A 15,332-nucleotide genomic window follows, 5' to 3' on the forward strand; every position below is an offset into this window, starting at 1 on the left:
CGAACAGCGGGCGGATCGACAGGCCCCGAAAAAAACTTTCGACGCTCGGGTGCGCACCGGCACCCGGTGCGCACCCGACGTCCCGATCAGGCGCCGACGTACTCCGCGAGGTGCTTGCCGGTCAGGGTGGAGCGGCCGGCGACGAGGTCGGCGGGGGTGCCCTCGAAGACGATGCGCCCGCCGTCGTGTCCGGCGCCCGGGCCGAGGTCGATGATCCAGTCGGCGTGCGCCATGACCGCCTGGTGGTGCTCGATGACGATGACCGACTTGCCCGAGTCGACGAGCCGGTCGAGCAGGCCGAGCAGGTTCTCGACGTCGGCGAGGTGCAAACCGGTGGTCGGCTCGTCGAGGATGTAGACGTCCCCCTTCTCCCCCATGTGGGTGGCGAGCTTGAGGCGCTGCCGCTCGCCACCGGACAGCGTGGTCAGCGGCTGACCGATCTTGATGTACCCGAGGCCCACGTCCGCCAGGCGCGCGAGAATCTTGTGCGCGGCCGGTATCTTCGCCTCGCCCGAAGCGCCTTCTGCGCGGCCCGTCCTCCCTCCGCTCCTCGCTCCTTCGTCGCTGCGATGCTCGGTCGTCCTCCTGCCGCTGAAGAACTCCTCGGCCTGCGCGACCGACATCCCGAGCACCTCGGCGATGTCCCTGCCTCCGAACGTGTAGTCGAGCACCTCGGCCTGGAAGCGCTTGCCCTCGCACACCTCGCAGGGGGCGGAGACCCCGCCCATCATCGCCAGGTCGGAGTAGACCACGCCGGCGCCGTTGCAGTTGGGGCACGCACCCTCGGAGTTGGCGCTGAACAGCCCGGGCTTGACGCCGTTGGCCTTCGCGAATGCCTTACGGATGTGGTCGAGGAGTCCGGTGTAGGTGGCGGGGTTGCTGCGCCGGGAACCCTTGATCGCCCCCTGGTCGATCGACACCACGCCCTCCCTCTTGGAGACCGAACCGTCGATCAGGGAGCTCTTGCCCGAACCGGCCACACCGGTCACCACCGCGAGCACGCCCAGCGGGATGTCCACGTCGACGCCGCGAAGGTTGTGGGTGTCGGCGCCGCGTACCTCGAGCGCACCGGTGGAGGTACGCACCGTCGTCTTGAGCGACGCCCGATCGTCCAGGTGCTTGCCGGTGAGGGTGCCGCTCGACCGCAGGTCGTCCACGGTGCCCTCGAACACGATCTCACCGCCCTCGGTGCCTGCCCGCGGGCCGAGGTCGACGACGTGGTCGGCGATGGCGATCGCCTCGGGCTTGTGCTCGACGACCAGCACGGTGTTGCCCTTGTCCCGCAGCTGCAGCAGCAGGTCGTTCATCCGCGCGATGTCGTGCGGGTGCAGGCCGATGGTCGGCTCGTCGAAGACATAGGTGACGTCGGTGAGAGAGGACCCGAGATGCCGGATGAGCTTGGTGCGCTGCGCCTCTCCCCCGGACAGCGTGCCGGCAGGACGGTCGAGGCTGAGGTAGCCGAGCCCGATCTCGACGAACGAGTCGAGCGTCTCCCCGAGCGACTTGAGCAGCGGCGCGGCCGACGGCTCGTCGAGGCCGCGCACCCACTCGGCGAGATCGCTGATCTGCATGGCACAGACGTCGGCGATGCTGACTCCGCCGATCTTCGACGACCTCGCCTCCGCGCTCAGCCGGGTGCCCTCGCAGTCGGGGCAGGTCTGGAACGTGATCGCGCGGTCGACGAACGCCCGGATGTGCGGCTGCATCGCCTCACGGTCCTTGGACAGGAACGACTTCTGGATCTTCGGGATCAGGCCCTCGAATGTCACGTTGACACCGTCGACCTTGACCTTGGTCGGTTCCTTGTACAGCAGATCGTTCAACTGCTTCTTGGTGAACTTGGCGATCGGCTTGTCGGGGTCGAAGAAGCCGCAGCCCCGGTAGATGCGGCCGTACCATCCCTCCATGCTGTAGCCGGGGATGGTCAGCGCACCCTCGTTCAGCGACTTGCTGTCGTCGTACAGCGCGGTCAGGTCGAAGTCGGAGACCTTGCCCATGCCCTCGCAGCGCGGGCACATACCCCCGGTGACGCTGAAGCTGCGACGCTCCTTGACGGTCCGGCCGCCCTTCTCCACCGAGATCGCCCCCGCCCCGCTGACCGACGCGACGTTGAACGAGAACGCCTGCTGCGAGCCGATGTGGGGCTTCCCCAGCCGGCTGAACAGGATGCGCAGCATCGCGTTCGCGTCGGTCGCGGTGCCGACAGTGGAACGCGGGTTGGCACCCATCCGCTCCTGGTCGACGATGATCGCCGTCGTCAGGCCCTCGAGCACGTCGACGTCCGGCCGCGCCAGGGTCGGCATGAAGCCCTGCACGAACGCGCTGTAGGTCTCGTTGATCATCCGCTGCGACTCCGCGGCGATCGTGGAGAACACCAGCGAACTCTTGCCCGAGCCGGACACACCGGTGAACACCGTCAGCCGCCGCTTCGGCAGCTCGACGCTGACGTTCTTGAGGTTGTTCTCCCGCGCACCGTGCACGCGGATCAGATCGTGGCTGTCGGCGGCGTGTGACGGCGGTGACGTCGTGCTCGCGGCCTTGGTCATCGTGTCTCCCTCTGTCGCGTTCGGTGCGGTCGACCTTCCTGTCTACCCGAAGCCACCGTCATCCCGCGGCGGTCTCCCACGCGAACCCGTCCGGGTCGGTGAACGGCCCGGCGGTACTGCCGACGGCGATCCGGTGCGAGCCGCTGCCCTCCGGGGACACCCCCGCGTTCTTCGCCAACGCCCGGCGCCCGTTCAGTGCCAGAGTGACGCCGGCGGGCGAGGGCTCGAACTGAACGTACTTGCGGCCGAAGCTCTTCTGCACCACCAGTCCGCGGTCGACGTAGAACTGCTTGCTCGCCTTGACGTCCTCCACCCCGAGTAGCAGGACGAGTTCCTCGAACTGCCGGGCCGCCGGTCCCACGTCTTTCTTCGACGAACTGGCGATCGTCCAGATCGCGCCGTCCGGTGCCTGTACCGCACCGCCGTACCCCCACATGCTCTTCCGGGCCGGCTTCAGTTCCGTCGCGCCTCCGTCGAGGGCAGCGGCGACGTATGCGTCGACGTTGCTCGGCTGGGACACCACGAGCGACAGCGTGTACCCGCGGAAACCGGTCGTCGGGGTCTCGGCGGCACGAACCGCCACATGGTCGCCGACACCGAGGGCGGCGTAGAACGCCTCGGCGGCCGCCGGATCGGGAACCTCGAGGGTGAGGGACTTGATGATCGTCTGTGACTGGGTGGTTGCCATGTCAGTTCACCTCGTTGATGCGAAGCAGGTTGCCCGCGGGATCCCGCACGGCGCAGTCGCGGATGCCGTAGGGCTGTTCGATGGGCTCCTGGACGATGTCCGCGCCGTTCGCCTCCAGCTTCGCGAAGGTGGCGTCGAGGTCGGGGGTGGCGAGGGTGAGGATCGCGTACGTCCCCTTGGCCATCATCTCGGTGATCATGCGGCGCTCGTCGTCGGTGATGCCGGGGTCGGCGGCCGGCGGGTGCAGGACCAGGGAGGTGTCGGGCTGGTCCGGGTGGCCGACGGTGATCCAGTACATGTCGTTGTAGCCGACCTCCTTGCGGACCTCGAAACCGAGGATGTCGCGGTAGAAGCCCAGGGCGGCGTCGCGGTCGTTGTGCGGGAGGAAGGCGGAGTGAATGGTGATGTTCATGGCGATCACGCTATGCGCGGCTCGCGGTGGACGCTTCTCGATTCCTGATCGGTCTGGTGACCTGCTTCGTGACGCACGACGGCATCTCCGCCGCGGAGCGCTCCTGCTCCCGGTAGACGCTGGGCGGGACACCGACGAGCTCGGTGAAACGGGTGCTGAACGTGCCCAGCGACGAGCAGCCGACGGCGAAGCAGACCTCGGTGACGCTGAGGTCACCGCGACGCAGCAGCGCCATCGCGCGCTCGATGCGCCGTGTCATCAGATAGGCGTACGGCGGCTCGCCGTACGCGCGGCGGAACTGGCGACTGAGGTGCCCGGCCGACATGTGCGCGTCGCGGGCCAGCGCCTCCACGTCCAGCGGCTGCGCGTACTCGCGGTCGATCCGGTCTCGCACCCGGCGCAGCCGGGCGAGGTCGCGCAGATACTGCGCTTCGTCGGGTCTGCTGGTCACCCCCGCGATCGTTCCGCCTCCCACCGGAGTTGTCCAGCGCGACCCGCATCCGGCCCGTCCGTCGACGCCGCCCGATCCGGTCCCGGTCGAGGACCTCCGGGACCGAATCGAGCGGCGCGCGCGGGCGAAGGTTGCGAATTCACTTGCGCAGACGCAACTCTCGGCAGCGCGGCAATACGCCCGTGATGCGGAGCGGTCAGCCGAGCGCGGGCAGTTCGATCCCGGCCAGGTCGGCCTTGATCTGCAACGCCAGGTACCTGCCGTAGGTGCGGACCAGCGCCAGGTTTCCGCCGTGGATCCAGAACCGGTCGTGACCGGACCGCCGCCACACCGACCGCAGTTCGCCCTCGTCGTCGAGATCCCAGACCGGTCCGCAGGCGTCGGCGACGGAATCGCCGAGAACGCGGCGGGCGGTGTCGAGGATGCCGCGGAACCCGGTCGCGCAGACGATGGTGTCGGCCGGTACACGGGTGCCGTCCGACATGACGAGGCCGTCGGTGTCGAGCCGTTCGATCGCCCCGGAGACCAGGCCGATCCGGCCGTCCGCGACCAGGGGCGCGGCACCCACGTCGATGTAGTAGCCGCCGTTGCGGGTCAGGAACAGCGTCGAGGCGCCGGTGCCGTCCGGGCCGCCGTTGTGGTCGAACCCGCGGGCGGTCAACGCGTCGAGCAGTTCCCGGTCCGCGTCGGCGAGCATGTTCACCCACGCGCGCAGCCCCGCCAGGTACTGCGGATCGCGACGCGCCGAGGAGGCGGCGATCAGGTCGCCGATGTCGGTCCGCTTGTGTTCCGCGTTGCGGATCCCGTCGCCCTGGTACATGGATCGCGCGCTCACCACGTGTGTCGGCCCGCGCTGCACCAGCGTCACGTGCGCACCCGACTCGTGCAGGTCCTGCGCGATGTCGTGGCCGCTGTTGCCGGTGCCGATGACCACCGTGCGGGTGCCACGCCGCGCCGGCTCGGTCCGGTACCCGCTCGAGTGCAGCAGCTCCCCGGCGAACCGGTCGGCTCCCTCGAACGTGGGCATCACCGGTTCGGTGCCGCTGAGCCCGGTGGCGAGCACCACGTGTCGCGGGCGCAGGGTGCGCCGGGTGCCGTCGCGGTCCACCTCGACGGTCCAGCGGCGTTCGGCCGGGTCGAAGACCGCCGCCGCGATCCGGGTTCGGTTCCACACGTTGAGTTCCATGGCACGGGAATAGATCTCGAGCCAGTCGCCCATCTTGTCCTTGGGCGTGAACACCGGCCAGTTCGGCGGGAACGGCATCAGCGGCAGGTGGTTCGACCAGACCGGGTCGTGCAGCACCAGCGAGTCGTATCGGCCGCGCCAGTTGTCCCCGACCCGCTCCGCCCGGTCCACCAGCAGGGTCCGGACACCGAGCGCCCCGAGTTCGGCGGCCAGCGCCAGACCCGAGTGCCCGGCACCGATCACCAGGACGTCCGGATCCCCGTCGCGGCAGTCGAGTTCGCGGGTCCGGCGCGCCGCCCAGTACTCCGGCTCCTCCCCCGCGGCCGGCGTGCCCTCGGGCCGCCGCTCGCCGATCGCCGGTTCGTGGCCCGCCAGGGAGTCGAGCGAGGTCAGGATGTTCCGCGCCCGCCAGCCGCCGTCCTCGCGAACGAGCCGGGCCACGCCACGGACGTGGCCGAGCCGAGTGTCGAACCGGAACAGCAGCTGGATCGTCGGCGCGCCCGAACCGCTAGGCACCTCTGCCGGGGGCGCCACCGGATCCAGCCGCTCACCGTGCACCTGCTGGCCGACCGCGGACGCGAGCAGGGTGTCGATCCGCGTGCCGCCGTGCAGGCTGCGCAGGTCGCCGGAGAAGGCGAGCAGGTCGCGCCACCACAGGTCGGGATGCAGTAACGCCTCCGTACCGACTCCTGTGCGGAGCAGGTCCGCGAACCGGGACAGCCACTCCTGCGCCGCATCGGCAACCGTGTCGACCGCGAGGGAATCCAATTGTGTTGTCATGTTCACTCTTCCGTGCGTTCTCAGCGGGTGGTGAACCCGGCGTCGACCCTGAGCTGGGTTCCGGTCACGTAGCGCGCCTCGTCCGAGGCCAGGAAGAGCACGGCATTGGAGACGTCGATCGGATCCGCCCAGGGAACGGGGATCGCGTTCGCTCCGGCGAACAGCGGAGCCACCTGTTCCTTCGTCGGATGGTCGACGCCGGGCAGAAAGAGGTTGAAGCAGCGGTCGTTCATGATCATGTCGGTGTCCGTTGCGCCCGGGTGGACGGTGTTCGTCCGGATGCGATACCCGCCGAGTTCGTTGACGAGGGTGCGCATCAGCCCGACCACTGCGTGCTTGCTGGCCGCATAGGCGCCGGCATTCCGCGTGCCCTTGATCCCGGCCGTCGAACTGGTGATGACGATCGATCCCCCGTCGCCCTGCTCGATCAGGTGCGGGACCGCGGCCTTGCACGTGTGCCACACGCCCTTGAGGTTGACGTCGAGCACGTCGTCCCACTCGGCCTCCGTGATCCGGTGTGCCGGTTCACCACTGATGAAGATGCCGGCATTGGCCACCACGATGTCGACGCGGCCCAGCTCGGCCACACCGCGGTCGAGGAAACCGGAGACGCCCTCGAAGTCACGGACGTCGACCTTCCCCGTGACGATGCGGCGCCCCAGGTGCTCGACCCCGCGGGCGGTCTCGGCGAGATCGTCCTCGGTCGCGGCCGGATAGAACGGGGTGACGGTGTCGATGCCCTCGGCCAGGTCGAGGGCGATGATGTCCGCACCCTCCTCCGCGAGCCTGAGCGCGTGACTGCGCCCCTGCCCCCGTGCCGCACCGGTGACAAAGGCCACCTTCCCCGCTACCCGCCCGGCCATGCCGCTCCTTTCGATCGCCAACGTGTTGGCCGAAAAGTAACGACGGTCACACCTGCAGCCGCCTCGCCGTCCCGGCCAGTGGGATCCGAGGGCGACCGGCATCACACCCACCGGGCCGGCCGGGCCGCGAGGCCGCCCCGGTCGCAGAATCGCTTACCCCGGAGGCGGTTCGACGGCGAACGGGTCAGTTGTAGTGCGGGTTGTTGGCCTGCGGGATCTCGATGCTGATGGGCTTCAGTTCCGCCATGTAGACCAGCACGAACTGGCGGAGCAGTTCGTCGAAGGTCCAGTACGCCTGCGGGGCGAGAGGGAGCGGGAGCAGCCCCTCCCGTACCGCGATGAACGGCGGCCACGCCACGTCCAGCAGGGGCCCCCACACCGGCTCCCGAGGGATCCGCAGCCAGTCGGAGATCTGATTGCCGAGAGTGAACCGGGTCAGCGCACCCAGGATGGGCCTGCTCAGCAGCGTGGCATCGAGCCCCGAGCCGAGGTCGAGGAGGATGTCCGCCAGCTTGATCCCCTCGGGGGTCGGGGCGAGCACCGGATCGAGCACCTGGGTCGCCTGGGACTCGGCCTGATCCCACGAGCCGGGGATGTACTGGTCCTCGATGCCGAGCATGTGCGCGCTGACCTGCCAGGAGTGCAGGAAGGCATCGGCCTCGGCGGCGGGAATCGGCACCTTCCACTTCCGCAGGGTCCGCATGACGGTGGTGGGCAGGCTGTGCCAGGTGACCATCATGTCGTGCTGGCTGATCGGAATGTCCTCGGGTGCGGCGCCGACCCAGTGCGGGGACTGCGGAAGCAGGTGGCGCACCGCGGCGTGGACGAGGCGGGTCTTGACGGCGGTCACGATCATCGAGCCATCGGGCTGGTACGCGTTACGAGACCCGATGTCGTAACCCAGTTTTGCGGTCTTGGAGATGCGGTCCTTCATGTCCGCGCCGCCCTGGGAGTAGTAGACCGCACGCGCCTCCTTGGGGATGACAGTGCTCATCATCCCGCTGGCGAAGCCGTACAGGACGCCGAGATAGAGCCCGCGCTTCTCGTTGAACTTCACCGCGGTGGCGAGCTTGCCCTGATCCGTCCAGGCCGGGAGCTGCCGCGCCCGTTCCATGAAGTCGCGCAGATCGGCGGGCAGGCCGTCCGGCAGCGGTTGCCCGTTCCGGGTCCACTTCCGCAGGAGTTCGTTCACCTTCGGCACGTCACCGCGGTCGAGGAGCGAGGCCACGAGGGGATCGGCCTCGGTGTCCCAGACCTGCCGCGGGTCCGCCCCACTGCCCGCGCCCACCACCGAGCCGGCCGGTGACCACCTCCACGGTTGTGCGCTGGCCGGTGCGGCCATCGCGAATGCGCCGAGCGCGCCAAGCGCCCCGCCGGCCTTCAGTAGGTTTCTCCTGCTCAGGTACTCCATCTCGGCTCCCCCGTCCAACGCCTGAATGATTGATGATGCAATGAAACATGCGCTGTAACTCTGTAACATTGTCTAGCATGTTGTGGCGGACGTCACAACATGTCCGGTCGGCGAAGGCTCGGTGAAACGAGGCGTAGCGTCGGCACTTTCAGGAGGTGATCGTGAAACCCACGTCGTCCGCGCCCGTCGCCGCGAACGCGAAGTCCCTGCTCGAACGGGCGTACTCCGACGCCGTCGAGCAGGCCGACGACGGCGACCACACTCGAACGCGCCTCCTCGACGCCGCCTACGAGCAGTTCTGCCGGATGGGGATCCAACGTTCATCCATGGACGAGGTGGCCAAGCGGGCCGGCATGTCCCGGATCACGATCTACCGGAAGTTCGAGACCAAGGACGCGCTGGTCGACCAGGTCGTCCTCCGGGAGTTCCGCCGCTACTTCACCCGATTCCTCGACGACATCGCACAGGCACGGACCGCCGCCGATCGAGTCGTGCTCGGCTTCGTGAGCTCTCTGCGCGCCATTCGGAGCAACCCCCTGATCGGCGGACTCATCGAGACGGAACCGGCACTTGCCGGTTCCGTCGTCGGCGGCGACGGCGGAACGCTCGCCGCGGTGCAACAGTTCGTCACGGGCCAGCTCCACCGTGAGCAGCGCGCGGGCAACGTGTCACCCGATCTGGACACAAACCTGGTGGCGGAGATGATGGTTCGAGTGTCGGCGTCGTTCCTCACCATGCCCAGTCGCATCATCGACCTCGACGACGAGAGCCAATTATCCATGGTGGCAAGGCAATTCCTCGTGCCCATGCTGGAGCCGCCGACCGCGTCGGCCTGACGTCGAACATCCGCAATCAAGCACGCACTGCCGTGTGACTGGTGGATCCGGGGACGAGACCAGGGAGTACCAACTCCCTTCCACTTTCAACATATAGCGCACCGGGGGGCTTGCGGCAAGGCCCCGGTTGTGCCGCAGAATCGCTGACCTAACCGAGGACGACCGACCGTCGATACCGCCACGACCGGTGCCGACGGTGCGCACTCGGCACGGTCGGGCGAGACAGGCCGACGTGTCCGAGTGAGAGCGGGATCGTCGAAGCAGCGAAAGTGGGGGCGAGTGACAACTCAGGGATACGACGAGGAATTGCGGTCCGAGCAGGGCTACGTCGCCGGGCTCTACACACGGCTCGACGCCGAGCGCGCACGAGTGAAGAACAGGTACGGCGCGGCGTTGCGGGGACCGGTCGACCTCACGAACGGCGGGACACTCGTGGCCCGCGACGACGAGGTGCGGGCGCTGGCCGCGGAGGCGAAGCGACTGGATGTGGCCGACAACGGACTGTGCTTCGGCCGGTTGGACGCCACCTCGGGGGAACGGTCCTACATCGGCCGGATCGGCATCTTCGACGACGCCAACGAGTTCGAGCCACTGCTGCTCGACTGGCGGGCGCCTGCCGCACGCGCGTTCTACGTCGCCACCGCCGCGAACCCGGAAGGCATGAGACGGCGCCGTCAGCTCCACAGCCGCGGGCGGCAGGTCGTCGACTTCACCGACGAGGTCCTCGGCCGCCCCGACGGCGGCGAGCGCGGCGGCCGGGGCGACGCCGCCCTGCTCGCGGCGGTCAACGCGCCGCGCGGCGACGGGATGCACGACATCGTGGCGACCATCCAGGCCGAACAGGACGAGATCATCCGACTCGACCACCCCGGCGTGCTGGTCATCGAGGGCGGGCCGGGCACCGGCAAGACCGTGGTGGCGCTGCACCGCGTCGCGTATCTGCTCTACACCCAGCGGAAGCAGATCGAACACCACGGAGTCCTCGTGGTCGGCCCCAACCCGGCGTTCCTCAACCACATCGGCCGCGTGCTCCCGTCGCTGGGCGAGACCAATGTCGTGTTCACGACCACCGGCGACCTGGTTCCCGGCCTGCACGTCACCGCCGAGGACGTCCCCGACGCCGCCCGGTTCAAGGGCTCGCTGGCGATCCTGGAGGTGCTGGCGGCGGCGATCGCCGACCGGCAGCGACTTCCGGAGGATCCGCTGCCGATCGAGCTGTCGGGCGTCGCGCTGCGGATCGACGCCGAGACCGCGGAGTGGGCCCGGGAGGAGGCGCGCGCGAGCGGCTTGCCGCACAACGAGGCCCGCGCGGTGTTCGGCGAGATCGTCACGTACGTGCTCACCGAGCGCGCCATCGGCCGCATCGGGCGGGGGTGGCTGTCCCGGAAGGACAGCGGCGCCTGGGAACAGCTACGGGCGGAGCTGGTCGCCGAGCTCGCGGACAACGACGGGTTTGCCGCCGCACTCGACGAGCTCTGGCCGACACTCTCTCCGGAAACACTTCTGGCACAGTTGTTCTCGTCCACGGATCGACTGCAGGCGGCGGGTGCCGACCGGTCACTGTGGCGGGCGGACGGCGACGCGTGGACGGTGTCGGACGTGCCCCTGCTCGACGAACTGGCCGACATGCTGGGCCGAGAGAAGACGGTCGACCCGGCCGAGGAGCGCGAGCGGAGAGCCCGGACCGAATACGCCGCACGCGTGTTGGACGGCCTGGTCGGCCGCGCCGATCACATGGAGGACGACGACCTCCGATTGTTCGCCACCGACGTGCTGGACGCCGAAGGTCTGGCGGAGCGCTTCCTCGAGCGCGACACCCGGGAGCTGGCCGAACGCGCTGCCGCGGACCGGGACTGGACGTACCGGCACGTCGTGGTCGACGAGGCCCAGGAACTGTCCGAAATGGACTGGCGGGTGCTGATGCGACGATGTCCGGGCAAGTCCTTCACGGTGGTCGGTGATCTCGCCCAACGCCGGTCCGCCGCCGGAGCGACCTCGTGGGCCACGATGATGGACCCGTACGTGCCCGGCCGCTGGGTCTACCGGTCACTGTCGGTGAACTACCGCACCCCGGCGGAGATCATGACCGTCGCAGCCGCACTGCTCGCCGAGTTCGCACCCGGCGTCCAGCCCCCTGAATCGGTCCGCGCGTGCGGCGTCGCGCCTTGGTCCAAGCGCGCCACGGCGGACGAACTGCCCACCGCCATCGAGGAGTTCATCCGCGACGAGACCGGCCGCGAAGGAACCAGCATCGTGATCGGACCACCGGGAGTGCCCGGCGCGGTGTCAGCTGCGGAGACGAAGGGCCTCGAGTTCGACGCCGTCCTGGTGGTCGAGCCGGAACGGATCCTCGCCGGACCCCGTGGCGCGGCGGAACTCTACGTCGCCCTGACGCGCGCCACCCAACGTCTCGGCGTCCTACACCGGGGACCACTACCGCAGTCCCTGACCGGCCTCGCCGCAATCGGCTCACCCTGACGGAACTCGGGTGACGGACTCGCCGGGTCACGACCGGACGGGCGGGGCGGACTACTGGCGTAGCAGGCTCGAACCGACTTCGGCACTTCCGACGCCCGGGTCCGCAGAGCCGGCGGACCCGGTCCCACCCTCCCCGCCGGAGGCCGCTCCGTCGGCGGGCTCGCGCACGTAGCCGTAGATCTTCGACGGGGCGGTCGACGTGCCTCCGAAGTAGAAACCGGCGAACCACTTGGCGGTGCTGGTCGGGTTGTCGGGGCAGGAGCGGGAAAGCGTTGCCGTCTCGTGGATCTCGCGACCCCGGATGGTGCCGTCGATGGCGAAACGGTATACGGAGCCGTCGATCTGGATCGAGTACCGCAGGGGCTCGTTGGCCGCGAGGTCGTCGTGGGAGAGGGTCACCAGCGCGACGTCCGGGTACTGATGCACGCCGTCGGCGTTGGCGTAGGGCACGAGTTCGAGTACCCGCGGCGCCGTGTCGGTGCGCCACCGCCAGCCGAACATGGCACCGTTGCGCGCCAGATCGATGTCACCGCAATCCGAGAAACCGGGCAGCTTGTTCCAGTCGAACTGGTCCTCGGGCTGGGTCGGCGAGGTGAGGACGTACTCCGCGGTGGGGGTCAGGATGAAGTCGTAGGTGCGCGACGCCCCGCCGGGGCTCACCAATCCCGCCAGGGGCCCGGACACGCCGGCCGGGCGGCCCACCACCGCGGTGTGCGCGCCCTTCTCGATGGTGTAGCTGGACCAGCCGGGAGGGGTGTCGGGGGCAAGGCAGCCGCTCAGCGCGGTGGCCGCGACCAGCGTGGTCGCGACGATGCCCGCCTTTCGAATGATCTTGCGGCCCATGGGTCACCCCTCCAATTTCGTCACGGGATGCTCCCACACACTCCTTTCCCACACGCCCTTTTCCGTGGCAGAAGGAGTGACCGGGCGGCGATGTCGCCGAACCAGGCCCGAATGCCTCACGCCGGCGGACCCTGGTGAGCTGACCGCAGCAGCCGCTCAGCGGGCGGGTGCCACGGGCTGAAACGGCCGGAACTCGTCGCGGCCGGACCGGATGACCCCGGCGTGCGCCTCGGGCACCTCCTGCCACAGGCCTTCGAGGTCACGGAGCGGTTCGGACACCACGAACCTGGTGTCGTCGCCGTAGTGGCGCAACACCTCCACCTCCGGGTGGAGAGCTCGGACCTTCTCGATCGCGGTGGAGTAGAACAGCGACCGCGTCCGCTGCTCGGTCGAGTACCGGAACACCCACACCGAGACACCGTCCGTGGTGGCGATCGTCGCCTGCACCGGGTCCTCGACACCGCACCGGGCGCCGACATCCTCGACATATCCGACCGCCCTGGCGACCGCGGAGAACGGATCGTCGGTGAGGCCGAACGTCAGCGCGAGGAAGAACAGCATCTCGGAGTCGGTCGACCCTTCGATCGCGGGGAAGAGCGCCGGGTCCACCGCCATCGCCAGGTCGCGCTTCATCTCGGCGAAGCCGCGCAGTTCCCCGTTGTGCATCCACAACCAGTTGTCCCGGCGGAAGGGATGGCAGTTGCTGCGCTGCACGGCGGATCCCGTCGACGCCCGCACGTGGGCGAACAGCAGCGGCGTCCGGATCTGGTGAGAGATCTCCTTGAGATTGCGTTCGTTCCACGCCGGCTCGACACACTTGAACACCGCAGGCCTGGCGCCCTCCCCATACCAGCCGATCCCGAACCCGTCACCATTCGTGGTCGTCGCCCCCATCTGCGAGTGCAGGCTCTGGTCGATGAGCGAATGGACCGGCCGGAAGAGCAGGTCCTCGACGAGAATCGGATCGCCGGAGTACGCCATCCACCTGCACATACTCCATTCAAACGCCCACCGAGCGGGGTGTGTCAACACCTTCTCGTTCACCGATACCGAGACCACGCAACGCGGGCTGCAGCGAATCACTTTTCCGCCGCCGCATCCGCGGACAGCGGGTACCCCGTCGTCGGCTACCGTCGGTCGATGAGCTCAGCAGTGAGGGAACACTGGAAACTCGTCACGCTCGGTCTCACACTCGTCGTTGCGATCGGGGCGATCGTCACCGGCCTGCTCTCGGACCGCTCCCCGGTCGAGAACGCGCCGCGCGCCGATGCCGAGCACGATGTGATCGACACTCCCCTCGGTGACCCGCCGCAACACGCGTGGACACTCGACGTCGGACGGCTCACCGACAACCCCGGAGACGTCCTGCTGCAGATGCCGTACCAGCTCGATTCCCACTACGGTTACGGCGGACTCCTCGACGCCGGCGGCATTCTGATCGCTGCGACCGCCTACCCGCTTCCGGAGGTCGCGGGGCAGTCCGGCCGCCCGGTCGGTGCGATCACCCTCGTGGGAGTCCGCCCCGCCGATGGATCACCCGCGTGGAAGACGCGAGTGGGCGATGTCAGCCAGTGCACCCAGAAGGTCGAGGCGCCGGTCATCGCCTGCTGGGAGCGGCGCCGGATCGCATTCGTGGACACCACCTCAGGAACCCTGCTTGCCGAGCTCGGGACCGACTTCGATCTGAACGGCGCCCAGGTGGTGGGCGACACCGTCTACGTTTCGGGGTCCGTGACCGACGGTGCATCCGCCAAGCCGGTACTGACCAGCGGTACCGTCACCAACCTCACTGCGAACTTCCGGCGCACCTTCGACGATCTCGGTGAGAACGCATCGGTGTACGCGGTACCGGCCACCGGCGCGATCATCGCGCAGGAACGGGGCCCGGGAGATCCCCAGTACGTCTATACGGTCTTCGACCTTGCGTCCGGGGCCGAGCCGTTCACGTTCGCCGGCGATTCACTCCAGCCGGTCGGGGACGGCCTGTATCTCGCCGCTCGTGGCGCACGGTCCGGGTCGGTCGGCACGCAGGACCTCCTCGCAGCCGACGGCTCGCTCGTCCGCGCGGTCCCGATCCCCGCGTACTCCCCGCAGATGTACCCAAGCAAGCCGTCGGTGACACCGCCGATGTTCCTCGGTGACGGCGCATACGATCCCGCGACCGGCGACGAACTCTGGCGCAGTTCGGCTCTGGTGAAGGAGGAATCCGCGGGGAGGGACACCGCGCTGGCAGCGGTCGTCGGCGGTACCGCGGTGGTCACCTCCCCGGTGTCGAAGACGATCACGGGCCTCGACCTGGCGTCCGGCGATCAGTTGTGGCAAACGCCGTGGGAGGACGCCTACTGGATCCGCGGCGGGGCGACCGACGGCGAGTACTTCGTGTTCGGCGACTACACGGGCACTCATTCGATCCGCGCGAGCGACGGGACGATCATGTGGTCGCTTCCGCTACCGGACGGCGTCGACCCCCGGCAGGTTCACGTCTCGGGTGCGGCCGGCAGCCTGATGGTGTCGTGGCTGGATCACATCGCCATCTGGAGGTAGCCGCGCTGCGGCGGCGTCACTGCAGGCCACCACCGCCACCGGCCTGGTCCAGGTGTCGGGCGGGCTACCCGACCGGCTCCGCGCCGCGCTCGCTCCCCTGGCGCCCACTCTCGATGCTGTCGGACACAGTCACTACGGTGCAGACGACGGTGATTCCGCAACGGAGAGGCCTGGCTCGTGTCGTGGAGGAGAAGGATGACGACTAGCAGCTCGTTGTCCACTTGCGCGACTACGGGTTTCAGAGGCAGTGCGCGTTGATCTGCACCCCAGATGTGACTTTCGGCCCCCTGCCGG

Annotated in this window: 12 protein-coding genes; 3 read left to right on the top strand and 9 right to left on the bottom strand. The window is 68.7% G+C overall.

Annotation, left to right across the window (positions count from 1 at the left end; all coding sequences use genetic code 11):
• Nucleotides 1-86 precede the first annotated feature (86 nt).
• The 7 genes from ACWDUM_RS09090 to ACWDUM_RS09120 form a co-directional block, all read right to left on the bottom strand.
• Complete coding sequence (locus ACWDUM_RS09090; protein WP_450133713.1) at nucleotides 87-2,546, bottom strand: ATP-binding cassette domain-containing protein; 2,460 nt, start codon at nucleotides 2,544-2,546, stop codon at nucleotides 87-89.
• 58 nt (nucleotides 2,547-2,604) lie between these two features.
• Nucleotides 2,605-3,234, bottom strand: a complete 630-nt coding sequence (locus tag ACWDUM_RS09095; protein WP_450115315.1) for a glyoxalase — start codon at nucleotides 3,232-3,234, stop codon at nucleotides 2,605-2,607.
• A 1-nt stretch (nucleotide 3,235) separates the two neighbouring features.
• Entirely contained in the window at nucleotides 3,236-3,646 is a 411-nt protein-coding gene (locus ACWDUM_RS09100; protein WP_450133714.1) for a VOC family protein, read from the bottom strand.
• A gap of 10 nt (nucleotides 3,647-3,656) precedes the next feature.
• On the bottom strand, nucleotides 3,657-4,097 hold the full coding sequence (locus ACWDUM_RS09105) for a helix-turn-helix transcriptional regulator (RefSeq protein ID WP_450115313.1): 441 nt from the start codon (nucleotides 4,095-4,097) through the stop codon (nucleotides 3,657-3,659).
• A 196-nt stretch (nucleotides 4,098-4,293) separates the two neighbouring features.
• Complete coding sequence (locus ACWDUM_RS09110; protein WP_450133715.1) at nucleotides 4,294-6,063, bottom strand: flavin-containing monooxygenase; 1,770 nt, start codon at nucleotides 6,061-6,063, stop codon at nucleotides 4,294-4,296.
• Nucleotides 6,064-6,083: 20 nt separating this feature from the next.
• Nucleotides 6,084-6,926 (bottom strand): mycofactocin-coupled SDR family oxidoreductase, encoded by an 843-nt coding sequence (locus tag ACWDUM_RS09115; protein WP_450133716.1) that lies wholly within the window; start codon nucleotides 6,924-6,926, stop codon nucleotides 6,084-6,086.
• 184 nt (nucleotides 6,927-7,110) lie between these two features.
• Nucleotides 7,111-8,337 carry an oxygenase MpaB family protein gene (locus tag ACWDUM_RS09120; RefSeq protein ID WP_450133717.1) on the bottom strand — a complete coding sequence of 409 codons (1,227 nt, stop codon included), beginning with the start codon at nucleotides 8,335-8,337 and terminating at the stop codon, nucleotides 7,111-7,113.
• A gap of 161 nt (nucleotides 8,338-8,498) precedes the next feature.
• On the opposite strand from ACWDUM_RS09120, the gene ACWDUM_RS09125 reads away from it, so the two are divergent.
• Both ACWDUM_RS09125 and helR read left to right on the top strand, forming a co-directional pair.
• Nucleotides 8,499-9,173, top strand: coding sequence for a TetR/AcrR family transcriptional regulator (locus ACWDUM_RS09125; protein WP_450133718.1), 675 nt, complete (start codon nucleotides 8,499-8,501; stop codon nucleotides 9,171-9,173).
• Nucleotides 9,174-9,452: 279 nt separating this feature from the next.
• Nucleotides 9,453-11,651, top strand: coding sequence for an RNA polymerase recycling motor ATPase HelR (gene helR, locus ACWDUM_RS09130; protein WP_450133719.1), 2,199 nt, complete (start codon nucleotides 9,453-9,455; stop codon nucleotides 11,649-11,651).
• Between the two features lie 51 nt (nucleotides 11,652-11,702).
• On the opposite strand, the gene ACWDUM_RS09135 is transcribed toward helR, so the two are convergent.
• Both ACWDUM_RS09135 and ACWDUM_RS09140 read right to left on the bottom strand, forming a co-directional pair.
• Complete coding sequence (locus tag ACWDUM_RS09135) at nucleotides 11,703-12,494, bottom strand: hypothetical protein (protein WP_450133720.1); 792 nt, start codon at nucleotides 12,492-12,494, stop codon at nucleotides 11,703-11,705.
• A gap of 156 nt (nucleotides 12,495-12,650) precedes the next feature.
• The gene (locus ACWDUM_RS09140) at nucleotides 12,651-13,475 is read right to left on the bottom strand and encodes a class II glutamine amidotransferase (RefSeq protein WP_450133721.1); all 825 of its coding nucleotides are present in this window, start codon (nucleotides 13,473-13,475) and stop codon (nucleotides 12,651-12,653) included.
• Between the two features lie 159 nt (nucleotides 13,476-13,634).
• Between ACWDUM_RS09140 and ACWDUM_RS09145 the strand changes: the two genes are divergently transcribed.
• Nucleotides 13,635-15,038, top strand: coding sequence for an outer membrane protein assembly factor BamB family protein (locus tag ACWDUM_RS09145; RefSeq protein ID WP_450133722.1), 1,404 nt, complete (start codon nucleotides 13,635-13,637; stop codon nucleotides 15,036-15,038).
• Nucleotides 15,039-15,332: the final 294 nt, after the last annotated feature.

The organism is Rhodococcus sp. NPDC003322, from assembly GCF_053589555.1.

Bases quoted from the DNA above. Each gene is read 5' to 3' on its own strand.
- ACWDUM_RS09095 (WP_450115315.1), bottom strand. From the start codon at position 3,234: ATGGCAACCACCCAGTCACAGACGATCATCAAGTCCCTCACCCTCGAG.
- ACWDUM_RS09135 (WP_450133720.1), bottom strand. From the start codon at position 12,494: ATGGGCCGCAAGATCATTCGAAAGGCGGGCATCGTCGCGACCACGCTG.
- ACWDUM_RS09140 (WP_450133721.1), bottom strand. From the start codon at position 13,475: ATGGCGTACTCCGGCGATCCGATTCTCGTCGAGGACCTGCTCTTCCGG.
- ACWDUM_RS09115 (WP_450133716.1), bottom strand. From the start codon at position 6,926: ATGGCCGGGCGGGTAGCGGGGAAGGTGGCCTTTGTCACCGGTGCGGCA.
- ACWDUM_RS09100 (WP_450133714.1), bottom strand. From the start codon at position 3,646: ATGAACATCACCATTCACTCCGCCTTCCTCCCGCACAACGACCGCGAC.
- ACWDUM_RS09090 (WP_450133713.1), bottom strand. From the start codon at position 2,546: ATGACCAAGGCCGCGAGCACGACGTCACCGCCGTCACACGCCGCCGAC.
- ACWDUM_RS09120 (WP_450133717.1), bottom strand. From the start codon at position 8,337: ATGGAGTACCTGAGCAGGAGAAACCTACTGAAGGCCGGCGGGGCGCTT.
- ACWDUM_RS09110 (WP_450133715.1), bottom strand. From the start codon at position 6,063: ATGACAACACAATTGGATTCCCTCGCGGTCGACACGGTTGCCGATGCG.
- ACWDUM_RS09145 (WP_450133722.1), top strand. From the start codon at position 13,635: ATGAGCTCAGCAGTGAGGGAACACTGGAAACTCGTCACGCTCGGTCTC.